General features: G+C 37.2%; 20 protein-coding genes. 17 read left to right on the top strand and 3 right to left on the bottom strand.

The window, feature by feature from the left end; translation table 11 throughout:
- Positions 1–11 precede the first annotated feature (11 nt).
- Positions 12–1,409: a Fe-S cluster assembly protein SufB gene (sufB, locus tag ABH968_RS02720; RefSeq protein ID WP_049669101.1), complete on the top strand. Its 1,398-nt coding sequence runs from the start codon at positions 12–14 to the stop codon at positions 1,407–1,409.
- A 418-nt stretch (positions 1,410–1,827) separates the two neighbouring features.
- Positions 1,828–3,186, top strand: coding sequence for a lytic polysaccharide monooxygenase (locus ABH968_RS02715; RefSeq protein WP_370042327.1), 1,359 nt, complete (start codon positions 1,828–1,830; stop codon positions 3,184–3,186).
- Between the two features lie 90 nt (positions 3,187–3,276).
- Here ABH968_RS02715 and ABH968_RS02710 read toward each other — a convergent pair whose 3' ends face one another.
- Positions 3,277–4,146: a ferritin-like domain-containing protein gene (locus tag ABH968_RS02710; RefSeq protein ID WP_370042325.1), complete on the bottom strand. Its 870-nt coding sequence runs from the start codon at positions 4,144–4,146 to the stop codon at positions 3,277–3,279.
- Positions 4,147–5,372: 1,226 nt separating this feature from the next.
- Here ABH968_RS02710 and ABH968_RS02705 point away from each other — a divergent pair.
- The 4 genes from ABH968_RS02705 (at position 5,373) to ABH968_RS02690 (ending at position 8,375) form a co-directional block, all read left to right on the top strand.
- Positions 5,373–6,431, top strand: a complete 1,059-nt coding sequence (locus ABH968_RS02705) for an alpha/beta hydrolase (RefSeq protein WP_370042323.1) — start codon at positions 5,373–5,375, stop codon at positions 6,429–6,431.
- 120 nt (positions 6,432–6,551) lie between these two features.
- Positions 6,552–6,989 (top strand): Rrf2 family transcriptional regulator, encoded by a 438-nt coding sequence (locus ABH968_RS02700; protein WP_370042667.1) that lies wholly within the window; start codon positions 6,552–6,554, stop codon positions 6,987–6,989.
- Positions 6,990–7,078: 89 nt separating this feature from the next.
- Entirely contained in the window at positions 7,079–7,681 is a 603-nt protein-coding gene (locus ABH968_RS02695; protein ID WP_370042321.1) for a DsbA family oxidoreductase, read from the top strand.
- 91 nt (positions 7,682–7,772) lie between these two features.
- Positions 7,773–8,375, top strand: coding sequence for a nitroreductase family protein (locus ABH968_RS02690; RefSeq protein ID WP_370042319.1), 603 nt, complete (start codon positions 7,773–7,775; stop codon positions 8,373–8,375).
- 65 nt (positions 8,376–8,440) lie between these two features.
- Here ABH968_RS02690 and ABH968_RS02685 read toward each other — a convergent pair whose 3' ends face one another.
- Positions 8,441–9,265, bottom strand: a complete 825-nt coding sequence (locus ABH968_RS02685) for a GNAT family N-acetyltransferase (RefSeq protein WP_370042318.1) — start codon at positions 9,263–9,265, stop codon at positions 8,441–8,443.
- 371 nt (positions 9,266–9,636) lie between these two features.
- On the opposite strand from ABH968_RS02685, the gene ABH968_RS02680 reads away from it, so the two are divergent.
- The 9 genes from ABH968_RS02680 (at position 9,637) to ABH968_RS02640 (ending at position 17,669) form a co-directional block, all read left to right on the top strand.
- Positions 9,637–10,494 carry a DUF72 domain-containing protein gene (locus ABH968_RS02680; protein ID WP_370042316.1) on the top strand — a complete coding sequence of 286 codons (858 nt, stop codon included), beginning with the start codon at positions 9,637–9,639 and terminating at the stop codon, positions 10,492–10,494.
- Positions 10,494–11,315: a sulfite exporter TauE/SafE family protein gene (locus ABH968_RS02675; RefSeq protein ID WP_370042315.1), complete on the top strand. Its 822-nt coding sequence runs from the start codon at positions 10,494–10,496 to the stop codon at positions 11,313–11,315. The genes ABH968_RS02680 and ABH968_RS02675 overlap by 1 nt, the downstream gene beginning before the upstream one ends.
- Before the next feature lie 97 nt (positions 11,316–11,412).
- A complete protein-coding gene (locus ABH968_RS02670; protein ID WP_370042314.1) occupies positions 11,413–12,780 on the top strand; it encodes a bifunctional metallophosphatase/5'-nucleotidase in 1,368 nt (455 codons plus the stop codon).
- 38 nt (positions 12,781–12,818) lie between these two features.
- Entirely contained in the window at positions 12,819–13,928 is a 1,110-nt protein-coding gene (locus ABH968_RS02665; RefSeq protein ID WP_370042312.1) for an HD-GYP domain-containing protein, read from the top strand.
- 43 nt (positions 13,929–13,971) lie between these two features.
- Positions 13,972–14,760 (top strand): sporulation protein YunB, encoded by a 789-nt coding sequence (yunB, locus tag ABH968_RS02660; protein ID WP_370042310.1) that lies wholly within the window; start codon positions 13,972–13,974, stop codon positions 14,758–14,760.
- A gap of 444 nt (positions 14,761–15,204) precedes the next feature.
- Entirely contained in the window at positions 15,205–16,128 is a 924-nt protein-coding gene (gene lipA, locus ABH968_RS02655; RefSeq protein WP_370042308.1) for a lipoyl synthase, read from the top strand.
- Between the two features lie 32 nt (positions 16,129–16,160).
- A complete protein-coding gene (locus ABH968_RS02650; protein ID WP_370042307.1) occupies positions 16,161–16,514 on the top strand; it encodes a YutD family protein in 354 nt (117 codons plus the stop codon).
- A gap of 369 nt (positions 16,515–16,883) precedes the next feature.
- Positions 16,884–17,411 carry a D-glycero-alpha-D-manno-heptose-1,7-bisphosphate 7-phosphatase gene (locus ABH968_RS02645; protein ID WP_370042305.1) on the top strand — a complete coding sequence of 176 codons (528 nt, stop codon included), beginning with the start codon at positions 16,884–16,886 and terminating at the stop codon, positions 17,409–17,411.
- 63 nt (positions 17,412–17,474) lie between these two features.
- Entirely contained in the window at positions 17,475–17,669 is a 195-nt protein-coding gene (locus ABH968_RS02640) for a hypothetical protein (protein WP_370042304.1), read from the top strand.
- A 174-nt stretch (positions 17,670–17,843) separates the two neighbouring features.
- Here ABH968_RS02640 and ABH968_RS02635 read toward each other — a convergent pair whose 3' ends face one another.
- Positions 17,844–18,110: a DUF3055 domain-containing protein gene (locus tag ABH968_RS02635; RefSeq protein ID WP_370042302.1), complete on the bottom strand. Its 267-nt coding sequence runs from the start codon at positions 18,108–18,110 to the stop codon at positions 17,844–17,846.
- An 88-nt stretch (positions 18,111–18,198) separates the two neighbouring features.
- Between ABH968_RS02635 and ABH968_RS02630 the strand changes: the two genes are divergently transcribed.
- Both ABH968_RS02630 and ABH968_RS02625 read left to right on the top strand, forming a co-directional pair.
- On the top strand, positions 18,199–18,651 hold the full coding sequence (locus ABH968_RS02630; RefSeq protein WP_370042300.1) for a DUF86 domain-containing protein: 453 nt from the start codon (positions 18,199–18,201) through the stop codon (positions 18,649–18,651).
- Positions 18,648–19,400 carry a TIGR01457 family HAD-type hydrolase gene (locus tag ABH968_RS02625; RefSeq protein WP_370042299.1) on the top strand — a complete coding sequence of 251 codons (753 nt, stop codon included), beginning with the start codon at positions 18,648–18,650 and terminating at the stop codon, positions 19,398–19,400. The genes ABH968_RS02630 and ABH968_RS02625 overlap by 4 nt, the downstream gene beginning before the upstream one ends.
- The last annotated feature ends 5 nt before the right edge of the window (positions 19,401–19,405 follow it).

Genomic DNA, 19,405 nt, shown 5'->3' with positions numbered 1-19,405 from the left:
GAGGAGAAACGATGGCTAAAAAAATGCCTGATATTGGCGATTACAAATACGGATTCCATGACAAGGACGTATCAATTTTCCGTTCAAAACGTGGTTTAACTGAAGAAATCGTCCGTGAAATTTCTAATATGAAACAAGAGCCAGAGTGGATGCTTGAATACCGCTTAAAAGCACTTGAAACTTTCTATACGAAACCAATGCCGCAATGGGGTGGCGACCTAGGAGATTTAGATTTTGATGAAATTACGTATTACGTAAAACCATCAGAAGCTACACAAAAATCTTGGGATGAAGTACCTGATGAAATTAAAGCTACTTTTGATAAATTAGGTATTCCAGAAGCAGAGCAAAAATACCTGGCAGGTGTATCTGCTCAGTACGAATCTGAGGTTGTTTATCATAACATGAAAAAAGACCTTGAAGACCTTGGTATTGTGTTCAAAGATACTGACTCAGCTTTACGTGAAAACGAAGATATTTTCAAACAATACTGGGGCAAAGTGATTCCTTACACTGACAACAAATTCGCTGCGCTAAACTCAGCTGTTTGGTCAGGTGGATCATTCATCTATGTACCACCAGGTGTAAAAGTAGAAACGCCATTACAAGCTTACTTCCGTATTAACTCTGAAAACATGGGTCAATTCGAACGTACGTTAATTATTGTAGATGAAGGCGCTCACGTACACTACGTTGAAGGTTGTACAGCTCCTGTTTATACGACAAACTCTTTACACTCAGCAGTAGTAGAAATTGTTGTACGTAAAGATGCATACTGCCGTTATACAACGATCCAAAACTGGGCAAACAACGTTTACAACTTAGTAACAAAACGTACAGTTGTTGAAGAAAACGGTACAATGGAATGGATCGATGGTAACATCGGTTCTAAGTTAACAATGAAATATCCAGCTTGTATCCTTAAAGGTGAAGGCGCTCGTGGTATGACATTATCAATCGCATTAGCAGGTAAAGGGCAACACCAACACGCAGGTGCGAAAATGATTCATATGGCACCAAACACATCTTCAACAATCGTTTCTAAATCGATTGCAAAACAAGGTGGTAAGGTAACGTATATGGGTCAAGTTCGTTTCGGCCCTAAAGCAAGTGGTGCACGTTCTAACATTGAATGTGATACGTTAATCATGGACAACCAATCTACTTCAGATACAATTCCATACAACGAAATCTTAAATGATAATGTTTCTTTAGAGCATGAAGCGAAAGTTTCAAAAGTATCAGAGGAACAATTATTCTACTTAATGTCTCGTGGTATTTCTGAAGAAGAAGCGACAGAAATGATCGTAATGGGCTTCATCGAGCCATTCACAAAAGAATTACCAATGGAATACGCAGTAGAAATGAACCGCCTTATCAAGTTTGAAATGGAAGGTTCAATCGGATAATACGCCGATAAACGTTGGTAAATAAGGGTTTTGCTCTAAGGCCAAAAACCCTTATTGCCCACAAATTCCTTTTATACAAATCGAGTGCATTGCGCTCGATTTTTTTTATGCAGATGTTGTTGTAATAGCTTAAAGACCTATTCTACGAGGAATAAAAAAATATGGAGAAGATCATAAATCGACAAATTTTAATTTGAATATTTTATGAACACTTTATTAAAATCTATATCTCTTTTAAGTGAAAAGGCACATAATTATAAGATGTTTATTATATTTAGCGCTATTAATATACACCTTTTGCAAAAAAACATAACAATGTAATGCGACTTTTATCATATTTATACATAGTTTGCTTAATTTTTAATCCATAGCTATCATACAGTAGAAATACATTTTCAGTGATAAGGAGACTACTTAAATGAACACTAAATTCACAAAATTAAGTAAACGTAAAAAGGGATTAAGTGCTGCCATATTAGCAGCGGGAATCATGGGGATTGCAATGGCACCAAATGCATCTGCACATGGGTTTGTTGAAAAACCAGCTAGCCGTGCTGCTTTATGTAGCCAAAGTTATGGCGCGCTTAACTTGAGTTGTGGAAGGGTTATGTATGAGCCACAGAGCTTAGAGGCCAAAAAAGGATTTCCACAAGGTGGACCAGTTGATGGTAAAATTGCATCTGCAGGAGGTCAGTTTGATGGCATCCTAGATCAACAATCCGTAAATCGCTGGTTTAAGAATACGATTACAGGAGGACCAAATACCTTTACATGGAAGTACACTCAGTCGCATTTAACAAGTAAATGGCACTATTATATTACGAAAAAGGGATGGGATCCTAATAAGCCATTAACCCGTGCTGATCTTGAGCCAATTGGAACTGTTGAACATAACGGTACTGAAGCATCAACTAATCTAACTCATACAATTAACGTACCAACTGATCGTAGTGGCTACCACGTTATTTTAGCTGTTTGGGATGTATCGAATACTGCAAATGCTTTCTATAATGTAATTGATGTTAATTTGGTGAATAATGTGGATGTAGATAAGGAAGCTCCATCTCAACCAAATGGATTACAAGCAACGAAAGTTACTTCTAACAGTGCTGAGCTAAAATGGAATCCTTCTACGGACAATGTGGGTGTAAAAGAATATCAAGTTTTCCGTGATGGTAAAGTAGTTGGAAATGTACCGGGAACTACATTCACAGATAAAAATTTAAAAGCGAATACAAAATATACATATACAGTAAAGGCAGTGGATGCAGCTGGAAATGTTTCTAAAGAAAGTGAGTCTATAGCTGTAGAGACAATGATTGCAGTTCCAGATACAGAAGCACCAACGCAACCAACTGCACTGCACACGATGGGCGTAACATCCTCAAGTGTGGACTTAATGTGGAGTGCATCAGAGGATAATGTAGCAGTTGACCATTATGTTATCTATCGAGGGACATCAGTAGGACAAATGACTGTAGTTGGAACATCGAAAACTACATCCTTTATGGACAAGAATCTTCAATCAAATACAACTTATAAGTATGCAGTCACTGCAGTTGATACAGCTGGAAATGAATCTATTAAAAGTTCCATTTTCACTGTAACTACAAAAGAGCAAGGGTCGTCTTATGAACAATGGAGTCCAATCAAGGCATACACAAAAGGTGATAAAGTAGAGCACCAAGGTAAAATATATGAAGCTGTTCAAAGCTATCAAGGATATGGAGATCCAAATTGGATATTCGCATTGTCTTTATGGAAAGAAATTAAATAAATTTGCGTAGACTCCTGTGGGAAAAGCAAGAGTACGGAGCGTTTAGATTGAAGGAGACGAACTTTAAAATTCGTCTCCTTCTTTTGCTCTTCAAGGTAAGTACCTAATGTTATTTTGGTGGTTCAAAGAGTCGTTATAAAGTTGAGTAAAAACGGTTGGAAAATTATCAGTAGGAATATTAAATGCCATAAACGATTCATACATAGAAATATTGTCTTTTTCCCTACGACTCCTAGTCACATAAGCTATTTTATTGTTTTCTGAGTTTGTTACGAATAACTGCGATTCATCATTAGAAAACGGTACCCAATTATGTCCGAAAAACGGTAATAAAGCATTTATATGCCCAAATGTATGATTAATTAAGTTAAAGTTTCCTAGAAAATTATCAAAAATTGATTGAGTCAAGTTTTCACCCAACAATTGAGGAGATGTCAATGTAGGAGGATGTAATAGATCTGGATGACCGTAATTTTGAGTTTGCTTATGTGTTATGTCCGGGCTTTTTGAAAAAAAAAACAAAAACCATACAGCGTGATTTTGCTCGTCCGCTGCTGCACGTCGAAATCTTTCTTTAATCATCAAATCATATGCTTTATCTGCTATATCTAAATAAGAATCAACAGTTTCTTGTTCATCTTTAAAAGCAAATTCGATTCCGGCCCTATAGTTGTCCGGGCATTCCTCAATTATTTGATAAGAAGGCTTTCTTCCTGTTGAATTCGTATAAATTTTGCTAAATTCCTCGAGATGGCGTAGTTCATCCTTTTGAATCTCAAGTATTCTATTCTTTTCATCCTCAGTAGGCGCCATCTTAGCTAACTTTTCATAACAAGCAACAGCACTATACTCAGCATTAATTGCCTTCTGGATATCATTTGCAAGTTGAGCATCATTTGGAATAGGATAAGTACTATTATGCTGTGGAGCATAATGATAATAGTATTGATTTGGATACATCATTGTCCTCCTTTTGTTTAACTTATTTCAGCAAAATGTTCTTTGTACCGAAAGCGTAGCGAAAGGTACAGAAGTCTCCCACCTCTATAGGTGGTGAGATGAATGCGGATTTAAGCTTCTTTCAGCGAGTGTCCAAACACCTGCTGAAATAGGGGAACTCAGTCTAAAAACGCCACGTCCTGTGGCAACGACTGAGTGACCAACTTCGTGCTGTTGCCGCTGCCGCTTCGCTTTCGCGCAGATAAAACCCTTTTGCTGTCGCTTCGCTTTCGCACAGACAAAACACGTTGCTGACGCTGCGTTAGCACTACGCTTTCGCGCAAAAAACATCTGCCGCTGACGCTTCGCTTTCGCGCAAAAAACATTTGTTGGCCTAAAGCCTGCGGCGGATGTCACGGAATCGGAAAGGAGTTCTTAAAGGATGTTAGCCTAAAATCATCGCATCCATGCGATAACGGCTAACTGACCTGCATCGGTAAAAACGCCACGTCCTGTGGCATTACCGAAATGACCGACATCGTGTCGGCCCTCATGTTGCTGCCGCTACGTTAACACTGCGCTTTCGCACAAAAAACATCTGCAGGTCTAAGCACAAAGCCGATTCCGGACGCAATTATGTCGAGGCAAAATTGATCCATCAACTTATCTTATGCTTTGTGTATAGGTAATTGTGCAAAGTCATTTCTTGTGTTGCCTAGGTTGGGTGTTAATTCAACAAGACTTAAGTATCTAAATAAAAAGGAGTATCGTTAACTAAGAGAACAAATGAAACAAATTATTTTTCAGTATTTATAAACCATTCTTCAGGCAGTTCCTAATTTCTTCTTTTCATCGAACTACTAAAATTCGAGAATCTTTTAAAAATGAGCGCACCAGTGATAAACGTTGCTTTTCACCACCTGATAGAACCATCGAATAGACGGATAGAACATCATAAAGAAAGGGGGAGTCGCCGAAACGTTCGGGAAGCTCACTTTTTGGCCGTCTGTTTAAATCTATTTGTATTTTTGGTTAAAAATGTATATTTTTATCCTGCTTATTTATCAATGTTTTCATATATTTTGCCATAAATTGATAAACTTCAATAGAAGGTAGTTGGAAATCCTACTACATTAATGTTTATGGCGTTTTTTTATAACTTTGAATTCTTTGTTCAAAAATCTGAAAATTGCAAAATAATAAATATGTAGTATAGTAGACAAAAATACTATAAAGGAGCATTATCTATGTCGCAGATACAAGAATCCCGTCAACGATTAGGAAAAAAGCAAATTCTCAAATTAACTAAGCTTATACTGATGGCTTTTTTTGCTATTATTCTGATCACATCGGCCTTTGCCATTTGGACGCCGCAGCCGACGATTTGGGTGATGCAACTACTGGCTAGCAAGAATAATCCTGAAAATTTTGGCTCCGATCCATCCGATTTACCTGCGCTCATGGCGCAAGCTCAGGTGATCTCGGACATCTCATATCCATCCAAGTATCAGGAAAATAAACTCGACCTTTATCTCCCTCAAGACGATTCAAAGCCGCTGCCCGTTATCCTCTTTATCCACGGAGGAGGCTTCATTACGGGCGATAAGTTTATGGCCGCAAACTATTCAAGAGCTTTGGCCACTGATGGTTACGCTGTGGTATCCATGAACTACGAGTTAGCGCCTGGAGCAACTTTGTTTGATCAGACGAAACAAGTCGGGGAAGTATGGTCTTATTTGCAGCACTTGGCTTCGAAATATCCCTTGGACCCATCACGAGTGATTTTAGCTGGTTCCTCAGCGGGTGCTTTTTTGGCGGGAGAATTTGCCCTAATCCAATCCAATACTGAATATGCAAAGCTAGTGGAAATTCCACAACTGATGCCGACCAACACAATCAAAGGATTATTGTTATACAGCGCTCCATACGATATCACAGAATTTCAGGATGGTGAGATAATGTCTTCGTACCAATTTATACTCAAACGTATGGGCTGGGGTATTTTGGGCGATAAATACTGGATGAACAACTCGGAATTAGATGTTTTAAATCTATCAAAGTACGTCACAAAAGATTTTCCACCAGCATTTGTGACCGATGGCAATACGAATTCGTTTGAATCACAAGCAAGAACTTTCGTAGATGTACTTAAAGAAAAAGATGTTTTGGTCAACTCTCTGTTTTTCGATCCTGCTGAGATGAAGGTAGGTCATGGCTATCAGTTTGATATGGCTTCCCCCGCTAGCATAAGTAGCCTAAAGCAAACAAGGGAGTTTCTGAAGGAAGTTACTTCATCTAGCGAGTGAACACCGAAATAATATATTTCTCAGACATGTTGAATAGTCAACATGTCTGATGTTTTTATAAAAACAAGTTGACTTATTTTCTAGTTGTAACTATAATGGTTACAGCTGGAGGTGATGAAGATTAAAATTAGCAGTCGTTTTACAATCGCTGTCCATATTTTATCAATCATCAAACAAAATCCATCGACCATTTGCACATCGGAATTTATGGCAGAAAGCGTAAATACAAATCCAGTAGTGATTAGGAAAATATTATCCTATCTTAAAAAGGCAGGTATCGTGCAAGTGCGCAGGGGAACAGGTGGAGCTTCTTTAGTAAAAGATTTAGATGCTATCACTTTACTAGAGGTTTTTCGTTCAGTAGAAGTTGTAGAAGAAGATCAGTTATTTCATCTACATGAAAATCCAAATCCTGATTGCCCTATAGGTGCAAATATACAGGCTGTGTTAGAACTAATTTTAGTGCAAGCACAAGAAGCAATGGAGCAAGTATTGGCTAACATTACTATGGAACACGTGATTACATCTTTAATCCATGAAATTCAACAATCACAATAAATGCATTCTTTTAACTGAATGCATTATTTATTTGACTTAGTTGTAACTGAAATGGTTACAACGAAAAAGAGAAATGGAGGTTTTATTGGATGACTCTTAAAATAAAAGCATATTCGGATTTTATTTGCCCTTTCTGTTTTTTAGGGAAAGGGCCATTAGATGAAATTGCAAAAGAAAAGGATATTGAAATAGAATGGATGCCGTTTGAATTAAGACCTAAACCATATCCAAAAATTGATCCTTGGAAAGAGCCTGCTAAATTGGGATCGTGGGATTCCTATATTCTCCCTACAGCCAAAAAGCTAGGGATTGATATGCGATTACCGCGTGTATCTCCACATCCTTATACAAATTCAGCTTTTGAAGGATATCAATTCGCTAAAGTATATGGAAAAGGTAATGAATTTCATCATAGAGTTTTCACAGCGTTTTTCCAGGAGGAACAAAATATTGAGGATGTCGAAGTGTTAACTCAATTAGCGAATGAGGTAGGTTTGCCAAAAGAAGAATTCAAAGAAGCCTTGCTTTCAGGTAAATATCGTGAAGCACATCAAGAGGCTTTAAAGCATGCATATGAAGAAGCAAATATTACTGCTGTTCCTACACTAATTATTGGTGATGAAATGATCCAAGGATTAGCTAGTAAAGAAAGAATAGCACAAGTCATCGATCAGCAATTAAAAAATAAGTAACGTAAATACTAGATTTAATCAGTAGCGTATAAAATGAAGCTGCATGTAAAAGTCTATGTATATAAATAATTAATATTTGGAGGAAATACAAATGTCAGTAACAACAACTAATCTAAAAGAAGCAATTATTAATCGTCGTTCAATCCGTAAGGTGAAAAAGAACGAAGCAATTACAAAAGAAAAAATTGAAGAGCTATTAAAAATCAGTGTACATGCACCATCTTCATTTAATATGCAAAGTGGACGTGTAGTAGTTTTAATGGATAATGAACACGAAAAGTTTTGGAACATTGTTAAAGAAACATTGCGCGCACGTGTTCCAGCAGAAAATTTTGCTGCAACAGAAGAGCGTTTACTAGGCTTTAAAGATGGCGTAGGAACAATCTTGTTCTTTGAAGACCAAGCTACAATCAAACAAATGCAAGAAAACGCTCCTTCTTATAAAGAGCAATTCCCATTCTGGTCTCATCAAGGAAATGCAATGTTACAATATGCAACATGGATGTCTTTAACTACTGAAGGAATTGGCGCATCTCTTCAACACTATAATCCAATTATTGACGAAGAAGTTAAACAAACTTGGAATATTCCTGCAGAATGGAGCCTTGTAGCTCAAATGCCATTCGGTGAACCAGATGAACAACCAGGAGAAAAAACTTCTTTACATTTTGAAGATGTAGTGAAGTTTTATTAATTAACATCTAACTACAATGAAACCCCGTTAAGTGGACATGATTCACTTAACGGGGTTTCACCTTATTAGTTAAATGAAAACTCGTATCCTACATAGTTAAAAACATTAGTAAATCCTATATTTTCTGCTACAGCGATAGATGGTTTGTTTGAGTCCATACAATCCCAATATGGAATCGAATCTTGTGCTAAACAATTTTTTACAAAATGGTGAGCTAACTTTTGAGCTAATTTATTTCCTTGGTAAGCTTCTAATGTTTCAATATCTATACAGTGGACATTTTCAACAACAAAGCCTGAAAAACAAAGACTAACAATGTGATGATCGTAAACGACACAGTACCCAATTCCTTTATTCAAGAAACACTCAACTGAAGACCAACACGATAATATTTTAGACTGTAAAAATGCGGGATTTTTAATGGTGTTATCTTCAAACAGAGTGTTATCGATTTTTAAAACAGTATAGCCTTCTTTAATATCTAGCTCATTATTTGCTTTATAGTTTTCTTTATGAAGCTTATATACTCTTTGCTTCCAACTAACAAGTTCACGATGTTTAAATATTTTTTCAATCGTTTGATTCCACTTCGGATGGTTACCAATGCCTTCAAAGTAATGCAATCCCACTTTTTTCGCTTCTGGTACAATTACCTGATCAATAAAATCATTTATTTGATTATTAAACTGTTCATTATTTTCATTCCCTATAAATAAAAATCCATCGTTGTTGCCTAACCAAATAAGTGCTGTACGTGGTGTGTCGAAACTATCCACAAATATTCGTCCAGGATTTACTCCCTCTACAACTGCTTGAACTTCTAATTGGCCTTGCTTATTCAACAGCTCTTTACACCTGTAAGATTCATTTTGCTGTAGCTCAGTAATCATTTATATCACTATCCTTTCGCATTAATTTTGCTATATTTTGACTAAAAGTTTGGAATGACATTTATTAAAACGTATACCATGTGCTTAGGTTGATTGGAGTGGAGGCTGGGTGACTCCTTGGGGATCAGCGTCACAGATGAGACCCTGGAGCGAGCATCGCGAGTGAAGCGGCTCATCGGACGCCCCCAGGAAAGCGCCCAGCCGGAACGGAAATCAACCCCACGTTTTGATGATAATCCTACATTTCATTATAAAGGTAAATAATAGTAATATTCATATTTACCTTGTTTATGAGCTATGTTTTTTACGATACGTTCATATTTCATTAGAAGGTGTGTGCTATGATAAATGTACATAGAGGAGGGAGTCACATGATTATAGTTGGATTAACTGGTTGGGGTGATCATCCTTCGCTTTATAGTGAAGTGACTGCCTCAAAGGACAAATTATTCGATTATACAGGTCATTTTTTAACGGTTGAAGTAGATACTTCTTTTTATGCCATACCTTCTAAAGAAAATGTACGGAAATGGTGTGAGGATACACCCGGAAATTTTCGTTTTGTTGTGAAGACCTATCAGGGAATGACTGGTCATTTACGTGGTGACATACCGTTTGACTCGAAGAATGACATGTTTAATGCCTTTATCGAATGTGCCAGTGAATTTAAACGTCATGGGAAGCTAGCAATGGTACTAGCACAATTCCCGCCATGGTTTGATTGTCAGGCAAAAAATGTACAATATCTTTTGTATATTAGACAACAGCTCAAGGGCTTTGACGTAGCGATTGAGTTTCGCAATCAGACTTGGTATGCGGACAATGTAGTGCAGCAAACAATGGATTTTTTACGAGAACATCAATTCATTCATACAATTTGTGATGAACCACAGGCTGGCGTAGGTTCTATACCATTTTATCCTACTGTTACTGCGGATAAGGCACTCGTACGTATTCATGGACGTAACATTCATGGATGGCGCAATACTGGTAATGCCGAAAACTGGCGGAAGGTTCGCTTTTTATATGATTATAATAGTGAAGAATTGCAGCAGCTTGGACAGCATTTGAAACATCTCCAATCAGAAGTACAGGACCTGTATGTATTATTTAATAATAATTCAGGACTTCATGCTGCGAAAAATGCAAAGGAGTTACAAGGAATTTTAGCGATTAAAGATGTAGGGTTAGCACCTAAACAATTAAACATGTTTGAAGGGGAACTATAATGGAATTTTTTGTTTTAGTCATTATTGCATTATTATCTGGATTAATTGGCTCATTAGTTGGGCTTGGTGGAGGAATTATCTTAGTCCCAGCAACATTATACGTTGGGTTAAATCTAGGGATGATTCCAGATATCACACCTCAAAAAGTAGTTGGTTTATCTGTTGTCATGATGATTTTTACTGGACTTGCCTCTACGTTAAGCTATATGAAATCTAAAACAGTTGATTATAAAAGCGGTTGGATATTTTTTATAGGAAGTATTCCTGGAACAATGTTGGGCGCATGGGTAAATAAGGGGCTAGATTTACCATCATTTAATTTGTATTTTGGTATTTTACTAATCATTTTGGCGACGATATTACTTGTACGTGATCGATTGAAACCTGTAGAATGGTTTGTAAAAAATGGTATGCGATTGAAATTCGAAGATAAAGAAGGAAATACCTTTGTCTATGGGTATCCAATTTGGTTTGCCATCGCATTAACATTTGCCATTGGCTTTGCCTCTGGATTATTTGGTATCGGTGGAGGCTCGATGATCGTGCCTGCCATGATTATTTTATTTTTATTCCCACCACACGTTGCAGTGGCAACATCGATGTTCATGGTTTTTTTATCGTCGATAGTCAATTCAGCGAGCCATATTTATTTAGGACATGTACCATGGCTCTTTACGATTCCGGTTATTCCAGGAGCTTATATTGGAGCAAAGTTGGGGGCAGCATTAAATAAAAGAATTAAATCAGATACTCTTGTAGTAGCACTTCGAGTTATTTTATTATTATTAGGAATTCGTTCCATTATCGAAGCTTTATTGTAATATTGATTTTAGATGTCTATAGGTTCGAAAAGTAAAGGGACTTTGATAGCAAGTCTTCTACAGACATAGAAGCTATTTTAAAGAAGAGGTGGCTTAATTGCTGGAAAAAATTCATATTTTTCACACGAATGATTTGCACAGTCATTTTAAGTATTGGCCACGAATGCAAAGTTATGTGAAAGAAATGCGTTCTAAGCTAACAACCATAGGAGAAACAAGCTATTTATTTGATGTCGGCGATCATTTAGATCGTTCAAATATTTATACAGAAGCAACAGTAGGTAAGGGCAATGTGAGGTTATTGAATGAAGCTGGCTACGACGTAGTGACACTTGGTAATAATGAAGGGATAACATTGTCCCATGAGGAGCTGTACCATCTATATGATGAAGCAGCTTTTGACGTAGTAGTTGCCAATGTAAATGCTTCACATGGAACAAATCCAGCGTGGATGAAGCCATATGTTGTGTTAACGACTGCTTATGGTACAAAGGTTGCGGTTATTGCAGCAACTGCTATGTTTGAAATTTATTACAAGGAATTAAATTGGGAGATAGACGTGGCACGAAGCACACTTATTCGCTTAGCATATCAGCTTCGTAAAGAAGTAGATATTATTGTTTGTTTGTCTCATTTAGGAATAACAGAGGATGAGCTTTTAGCTGAGGAATGTCCAGAAATAGATGTTATATTCGGTTCACATACACACCATGTTCTTCCAAATGGAAAGCTAATTAATGGCGTTTTATTAACAGGTGGAGGGAAATTTGGACAATATACTGGCCATCTTTTGTTAGAATATGATAAAAGATCTAGGAAAATTGTTGAAAAAAAGGATACTTTAATTCATAATAAAGATTTGCCTACGGTTAAAAATGAAAATGAAATCGTTCAGTCTTTAGAAAAAGAAGGCAAACAATTACTTGATACTCCAGTATTCACTACGAAAAAATCGTACAATAAGGAATGGTTCCATTATTCACAATTATCCGATTTGTTTGCGCGGGCCATTTTAGAGAAAAGTGGAGCGGATTGTGCGTTATTTAACGCGGGAATTTTTTTAGATGGTTTACCTAAGGGAACAGTGACGGCACTAGATTTGCATAGAATTTTCCCACATCCTATAAATTTATGTACGATTGAATTATCAGTTGCTGAAATGAAAGAAATTTTTCAGCAATCTAAAAATGAAGAATGGCCCTATATTGAGCTAAAGGGATTAGGGTTTAGAGGCGTTATCTTTGGGAAGATGTTAACTTATGGCTTTTCAATGAATGAAGATCGCCAATTACTTATTAATGGGAAGCTTGCAGATAACGATCGTATTTATAGATTAGTAACACTTGATTTGTTTACGTTTGGTTATTTTTATCCAAGCTTTAAATATGCTAAGAAAAAATATATTCTACCAGAATTTTTACGAAACATTATGATAGATTATGGGCAAAAATTCTTTCAGCAATAGTAGATAAAATGCTTTTAGAACGGATTGGGGAAAAGGTCATGCGATTAATTTCAATCGATGTATTAAAAGAAGGAATGGTATTAGCAAGAACTATTTGGAATGAGGCGGGACACCCTCTTTTAAAGAAAGATGTTGTCATTAATGAACGTATCATACAAAGACTTCAACAATTAAATACGCATTATTTATATATTGACGATGAAATTTCTAAGGGTATTGAGGTACAGGAAACAGTGCCAGCTGTTATTCGAAATAAAGCAATTTCAACCATTAAAGATTCTTTCCAATCAATCAATGGTTTAAATCCAGTAAATGCCTCTTATGTGCTTGACCAACAATCAAAAGCAATTGTCTCAATTGTAGATGAGTTACTGTCGGCAGTTAGTGGCAATGATGAAATTCTAACAATACTAACAGATGCGTATTTATTTGATGAATATTTATATCAACACTCCTTTCAAGTTACTCTTTATTCGATAGCGATTGCTAAAGAGCTTGGATACTCAGCTGAGGATTTACGTTTAATTGGGATTGGCGCTTTGTTACATGACATAGGGAAGCTTATGGTACCAAAAGAGATCCTGACAAAACCTGGGCGCCTAACGTGTGAGGAATTTGAAACGATGAAGCAGCATACTCGTTATGGTTTTGATTTGTTACGCAATTTACATTCCATATCATTGATTGTTGCACATTGTGCCTTCCAACATCATGAACGGATTGATGGGAGTGGCTATCCACGGGGCTTAGTTGATTTTGAAATCCATCCGTTTGCAAAAATTATCGGTGTAGCAGATGTCTTTGATGCAGTGACTACAAGTCGTGTCTATCGTGAAAAAATGCTACCTTCTCAGGGCCTAGCAATCGTAGAAGCAGGCTCTGGAACTATATATGATGCACGTATTGTGAAAGCATTGAAAAGGTCTGTTGTACATTATCCTAACGGTGTTATTTTAAAATTATCGGATGGACGCCGAGGTATTGTATCAAGACAAAATACATTGAATGCAGCATTACCGTGGATTCGTATTTTTGAGGAGCAAAATCAATTATTAGCAGCTACATATGAAATTAATTTAGTGGACTACCCAACCGCAACAATTGAAAGCGTTGAAGCGGATTATGTTGTACCATCGAAAATCGAATAAAAATCTCCTCCTGTTCATACGTTATGGAACAGGAGGAGATTTTTTGTTTTTCCCTCGAAAAAGGATGAAATTACGATCATATAGTAATAATGGTAACTATAGAAAACAGGGAAAACGGTTGAATCGTTTAACCCTAGTAGTTGTATGCATTATTGGCGGTGTTTTTTTATTTATTTATTATTTAAATGCGAAGCTTATGCCGACCTACTTAGATTATGCTGAAATACAAACGGGTAAGATTGCATCCTCCGTTGTGAGTAAAGCGATTGATTCTCGTACATCAAGTGTTATGGATGTTAATGATGTTCTTGTAGAAGTATCTCCTGGCAACCATGCTGATTTGAAAATTAATACAGAAACGATTAATCGAGTTCGAACTGAAACAGTCAATCAAGTAAAATTGTATTTAGAGCAGGCAGAGCAAGGGGAGTTGTCGCATTTGCCAAATGTTGATAATGTTGAATATGATTATAACAAGATTAATGAAGGTAATGGGGTAGTTTTTTATATGCCATTGAGTCAGGCGGCTAATATCCCTTTAATTGGGAATTTAGGACCTAAAATTCCAATACGCTTTCATGTCATTGGCAATGTGCATAGTGAAGTTACTTCTTCAATAGAAGAATTTGGTATTAATAGCGCATATATGTCGGTAGGGATTCATATAGAGGTAAATGTTCAAATTATTGTCCCATTTGCTAGTAAAACAACAACAGTTACTCAGGATATTCCGGTGGCAATGGGCTTAGTAAGGGGGGCAGTTCCAGATGTTTATTCAAATGGTAGTTCAGAGGTACCTTCAATTCAAATACCTGTCTCTCCTAAAAAGTAGAAATGTTTGCCTTCTTTCAGCGAATATCTTTTGTACCGAAAGCGTAGCGACAGGTACGGGTTTCCAAACACCCGCTGAAATAGAGGAACTCAGTCTAAGAACGTCACGTCCTGTGGCAATAAACATCTGTTGGCCTAAAGCCTCCGGCGGATGTCACGGAATCGAAAAGGAGTTCTTAGGGGATGTTAGCCTAAGATCATCGCTTCCATGCGATAACGGCTAACTGACCTGCATCGGTAAAAACGCCACGTCCTGTGGCATTACCGAAATGACCGACATCGTGTCGGCCCTCGTGCAGGCCAAAGCACAAAGCCGATTCCGGACGCAATTTTGCCGAGGCAAAATTGATTATGATAGTTGTTGGAGTTCATTTATTATGTTACATTGACAACAGTGAAGATAGTAATAGAAAAACTGCATATATTTGATAGGGGCGATATCCGTATGACATCTTGTAAACCTACGAGTAAGGAAAAAGAAGAATATTTAAGAAAACCAGATTGGCTAAAAATTAAATTAAACACAAATGATGAATATAAAGGGCTAAAGAAGCTCATGCGTGAAAAAAATCTGCATACGGTATGTGAGGAAGCACGCTGTCCTAATATTCATGAATGCTGGGGTGAACGACGTACAGCAACAATGATGATTCTTGGATCTGTGTGTACTCGTGCTTGCCGTTTCTGTGCTGTTAAAACAGGCTTACCAAATGAATTAGACTTAGCTGAGCCAGAACGCGTAGCAGATTCTGTAGCAATTATGAACTTAAAGCACGTTGTTATTACAATGGTAGCGCGTGATGACTTAAAGGATGGCGGTGCGCAAGTATTAGCTGAAACAGTGCGTGCGATTCGTCGTAAAAGTCCGTTTACATCGATTGAAGTTTTACCGTCCGATTTAGGTGGTCTGAAAGAGAACCTTCAAATTTTAATGGATGCGAAGCCAGATATTTTAAATCATAATATTGAAACGGTACGTCGCTTAACGCCGAGAGTACGTGCACGCGCAAAATATGAGCGTTCATTAGAGTTTCTTCGTTTGGCAAAAGAAATGCAGCCAGACATCCCTACAAAGTCATCTTTAATGATAGGCTTAGGAGAAACACATGAAGAAATTTTAGAAGTTATGGATGATTTACGAGCAAATGACGTAGATATTATGACAATTGGTCAATACTTACAGCCAACGAAAAAGCATTTAACTGTCAAAAAGTATTATTCTCCAATAGAGTTTGGTAAACTGCGTAAAATCGCAATGGAAAAAGGATTTAATCATTGTGAAGCAGGACCACTTGTACGTAGTAGCTATCATGCTGATGAACAAGTTAATGAAGCAACAAAAGCACGTCAATTACAAGCAGAACTGTAAAAGCAAATGTTGAAATGGAAGTTGGTGTCACTTTGATCAATATTGAAGGATATGAATACGAGCTTATTGAAGATTACAAAGAAGCTTTTCAAGAGGAAGTATTCAAGGAACGATACTCAGATATTTTAGCCAGATATGATTATATTGTGGGAGACTGGGGCTATAATCAATTACGCTTAAAAGGCTTTTTTGACGATAAAAATCAGAAAGCCTCTTTCGATACGAAGATTAGTACACTACAAGATTACTTATACGAGTATTGTAATTTTGGCTGTGCATATTTCGTCTTGCGCAAATCCGGTAAATCTACTCAACAGCTAGAAGCTGAAGTAAATGAAGATCATGAAGTGACAAAGCTTGTTGAGGATGAACAAATAGCAGAATAAACTTTTAAAACCTGATGCGAAATTTGCATCAGGTTTTTACTTTGTAGTGATAGGTTTTTAAAATTTGGTAATAATAAAAGTGAATGCAAAAAATTGTTTTATTTTTGGCTTTTCACCAAAGTTGGGATGACACTGATAAAACATATTCCATTGATATAAGTTGATTGGAGTGGAGGCTGGGCGACTCCTTGGGGATCAGCGTCACAGATGAGACCCTGGAGCGAGCATCGCGAGTGAAGCGGCTCATCGGACGCCCCCAGGAAAGCGCCCAGCCGGAACGGAAATCAACCTCACACTATGGAGATGAACCTGTATATTTGGCTATTATACTAACCTACTTATTTTATATTAAAGGTGTGTGTTGTTTAGATGAAAAAAGCTGTATTTTTGGATCGTGATGGGGTCATCAATGAAGTATTAACGGATCGCGTTAAATTTGTAAATAAACCAAAGGAGCTCTATTTCCTGCCGCATGTTCCGAAAGCTATAAAAAAATTGAATAAATACTTCGACTATATATTTGTAGTAACCAATCAAGGCGGCGTTGGATTGGGGTATATGAAAGAAACGCAGCTACAAAAAATACATGAGCATATGGTAAAAGAATTGAAGAAGGAAGGGGCCACTATTCATGAAGTCGTATATTGTCCCCATAAACCAAAGTCGGGCTGTGCCTGCCGTAAACCTAATAGTAAGTTAATTGTTGATCTGGGTGAAAAATATAATATAGACTTGGCAAAATCCTACATGGTGGGAGATACGGATACAGATATCATAGCAGGCAAACGAGCAGGAACTAAGGGAGTATTTTTAGGTGAGAAAGATCCACTGGCAGATGCGGTTTTTCCAGATTTAATTAGTGCTGCTGACTGGATTATTAAGGATGCAACAGCATAACGCTAGTATTGTTGAGGTAGGTGACAAAGCGTATAAATTATGTGAAAAAGGATAATTTATTTATTGGAGGTGATTAATTTGACTAAAGAAAATAAAAAATCGTTAGATCGAGAAGAATATGGATTTGGCTTTGATATTAGTGTTGATGACTTAGCAGTAATTGGGCAAAATCAACAAGCCAAAAAACAAAACGACAATGAAAACAAAGACAAGCCTCACAATAAGGATAATCCTGCTAAATTAAATAATGAAAAGTAGGGGCACGATCCGTCGAGGCATACTTGATACTTAAGATACTTACAAAAAAATTCCGCCATCCTTCTGTTGAACAGTACGCAAAGTATATTCCTATGTCTGCAGAAAAGCGGAATTTTTTTGTATTACATTCTTATTTGTGATCATGGTAGTCTGTAACACCCAATTTGAAGGGTGTTAATTTAATATTTCACGTAAATATTCACGTAGTTCGACAGTATCTTCCTCTGTGCGATTGTATACGTGTTCAAGATAGCCAGGCTCTTCTACATCATCTGGACCAATTATAGCAAAGCGTCCAAATTGGATATCCATGACAAGCACTTTTCCAAAGAAACGACCCGATTGCAAAATGGCCAAATCATAACGTAACTTGTCCCCAGCAAAACTAACAAAGCGTGTTTTCGTATCTTCTACATCATCATATAAAAAAAAACGTTCCATCTTTTAATCTCCTTCCAGTCCTATAGATATGGTACTATAGAAGAGAAATGACTATCAACTTTTAAAGATTTGAATGGGGGCTTTCCTTGTGTATTTTGTAGATCGTAATAAAATCACAAAAAATTTACAGTACTTAGATGGACTATTAGCTATTTTAGAGTCAGAAGATAGCTGGCTAGAAAATGATATTAAGAAATTAGCAATCGAGCGAATTGGTCACAATGTGATGGAGTCAATGATGGATGTAGGAAATTTAATGATTGACGGCTTCATTATGCGTGATCCAGGAAGCTATGAGGATATAATTGATATTTTAATCGATGAAAAAGTCGTATCTACTGAAATGGAAGCACCGTTAAAAGAAGTAGTTGGCTTACGTAAAATGCTTGTTCGTGAATTTACAGATGTAGATGTTCAGGAAGTTGTAAATGTGTTAACAACGACTTTACCAGCGTTAAAGCAATTTTCACCAGCTGTGAATAGTTATTTAACAAATGAACTTGGCCCTGTTTCAGCATTTTTGCCAGAGGATCATCAATGAAAACCTACAAGGCATATTGCTTTGATCTAGATGGTACAGTGTACCGTGGAAAGGAAGGCATTCCTTCTGCGGTTACTTTTATTCATCGGTTACAACAAGCAGGAATCGAGCCATTTTACGTAACAAATAATTCTTCTAAGACAAGAGAGCAGCTGCAGGAAGCTTTAAGCGCTATAGGTGTGAATGCACCATTAGAGCATATTTACTCTAGTGCATTAGTTACAGCGAAATATGTAGCCCTGAATTTCCCTGGCAAAAAAGTAGCCATGTTAGGTTCTGATGGTATTCGTAAAGCGTTATTTAATGAAGGCATTGAACCTACCGAGGATGAGCCAGAGGTATTTGTTATGGGGATCGATCGAAATCTAGATTATATGGCACTTGCGAAGGCGACAGTTGCTGTGCAAAATGGTGCGACGTTTATAGCAACGAATCAAGATATTAAATTCCCGACAGAACATGGATTTCTACCAGGTAATGGGTCGTTTGCCCGATTAGTAGGTGAGGTTGCAGACGTTGAGCCAATCTATATTGGTAAACCATCACCTGCAATGCTTGAAGTCATTGCGACAGAGCATGGCTTTACGAAAGATGAAATGGTGATGATTGGCGATAATTATGACACAGACATTATGTGTGGGATTCGTTTTGGCTGTGACACAATCCATGTAAATACAGGTGTTACACCAACAAAGGTTGTACTTGATAAGGCGCAGCAACCTACCTATATGGTGGAAGCCTTAATTTAACTACT

Origin of the sequence: Lysinibacillus sp. RC79 (genome assembly GCF_041262405.1) — a bacterium.
Taxonomy (GTDB): Bacteria; Bacillota; Bacilli; order Bacillales_A; family Planococcaceae; genus Lysinibacillus.
This window is presented reverse-complemented; position numbering and strand designations above follow the sequence as displayed.

What these genes read in the sequence shown, in the direction of transcription:
- sufB (WP_049669101.1), top strand. Translation starts at nt 12, where the DNA reads ATGGCTAAAAAAATGCCTGATATTGGCGATTACAAATACGGATTCCAT.
- ABH968_RS02715 (WP_370042327.1), top strand. Translation starts at nt 1,828, where the DNA reads ATGAACACTAAATTCACAAAATTAAGTAAACGTAAAAAGGGATTAAGT.
- ABH968_RS02710 (WP_370042325.1), bottom strand. Translation starts at nt 4,146, where the DNA reads ATGTATCCAAATCAATACTATTATCATTATGCTCCACAGCATAATAGT.
- ABH968_RS02705 (WP_370042323.1), top strand. Translation starts at nt 5,373, where the DNA reads ATGTCGCAGATACAAGAATCCCGTCAACGATTAGGAAAAAAGCAAATT.
- ABH968_RS02695 (WP_370042321.1), top strand. Translation starts at nt 7,079, where the DNA reads ATGACTCTTAAAATAAAAGCATATTCGGATTTTATTTGCCCTTTCTGT.
- ABH968_RS02690 (WP_370042319.1), top strand. Translation starts at nt 7,773, where the DNA reads ATGTCAGTAACAACAACTAATCTAAAAGAAGCAATTATTAATCGTCGT.
- ABH968_RS02685 (WP_370042318.1), bottom strand. Translation starts at nt 9,265, where the DNA reads ATGATTACTGAGCTACAGCAAAATGAATCTTACAGGTGTAAAGAGCTG.
- ABH968_RS02680 (WP_370042316.1), top strand. Translation starts at nt 9,637, where the DNA reads ATGATTATAGTTGGATTAACTGGTTGGGGTGATCATCCTTCGCTTTAT.
- ABH968_RS02675 (WP_370042315.1), top strand. Translation starts at nt 10,494, where the DNA reads ATGGAATTTTTTGTTTTAGTCATTATTGCATTATTATCTGGATTAATT.
- ABH968_RS02665 (WP_370042312.1), top strand. Translation starts at nt 12,819, where the DNA reads ATGCGATTAATTTCAATCGATGTATTAAAAGAAGGAATGGTATTAGCA.
- lipA (WP_370042308.1), top strand. Translation starts at nt 15,205, where the DNA reads ATGACATCTTGTAAACCTACGAGTAAGGAAAAAGAAGAATATTTAAGA.
- ABH968_RS02645 (WP_370042305.1), top strand. Translation starts at nt 16,884, where the DNA reads ATGAAAAAAGCTGTATTTTTGGATCGTGATGGGGTCATCAATGAAGTA.
- ABH968_RS02635 (WP_370042302.1), bottom strand. Translation starts at nt 18,110, where the DNA reads ATGGAACGTTTTTTTTTATATGATGATGTAGAAGATACGAAAACACGC.
- ABH968_RS02625 (WP_370042299.1), top strand. Translation starts at nt 18,648, where the DNA reads ATGAAAACCTACAAGGCATATTGCTTTGATCTAGATGGTACAGTGTAC.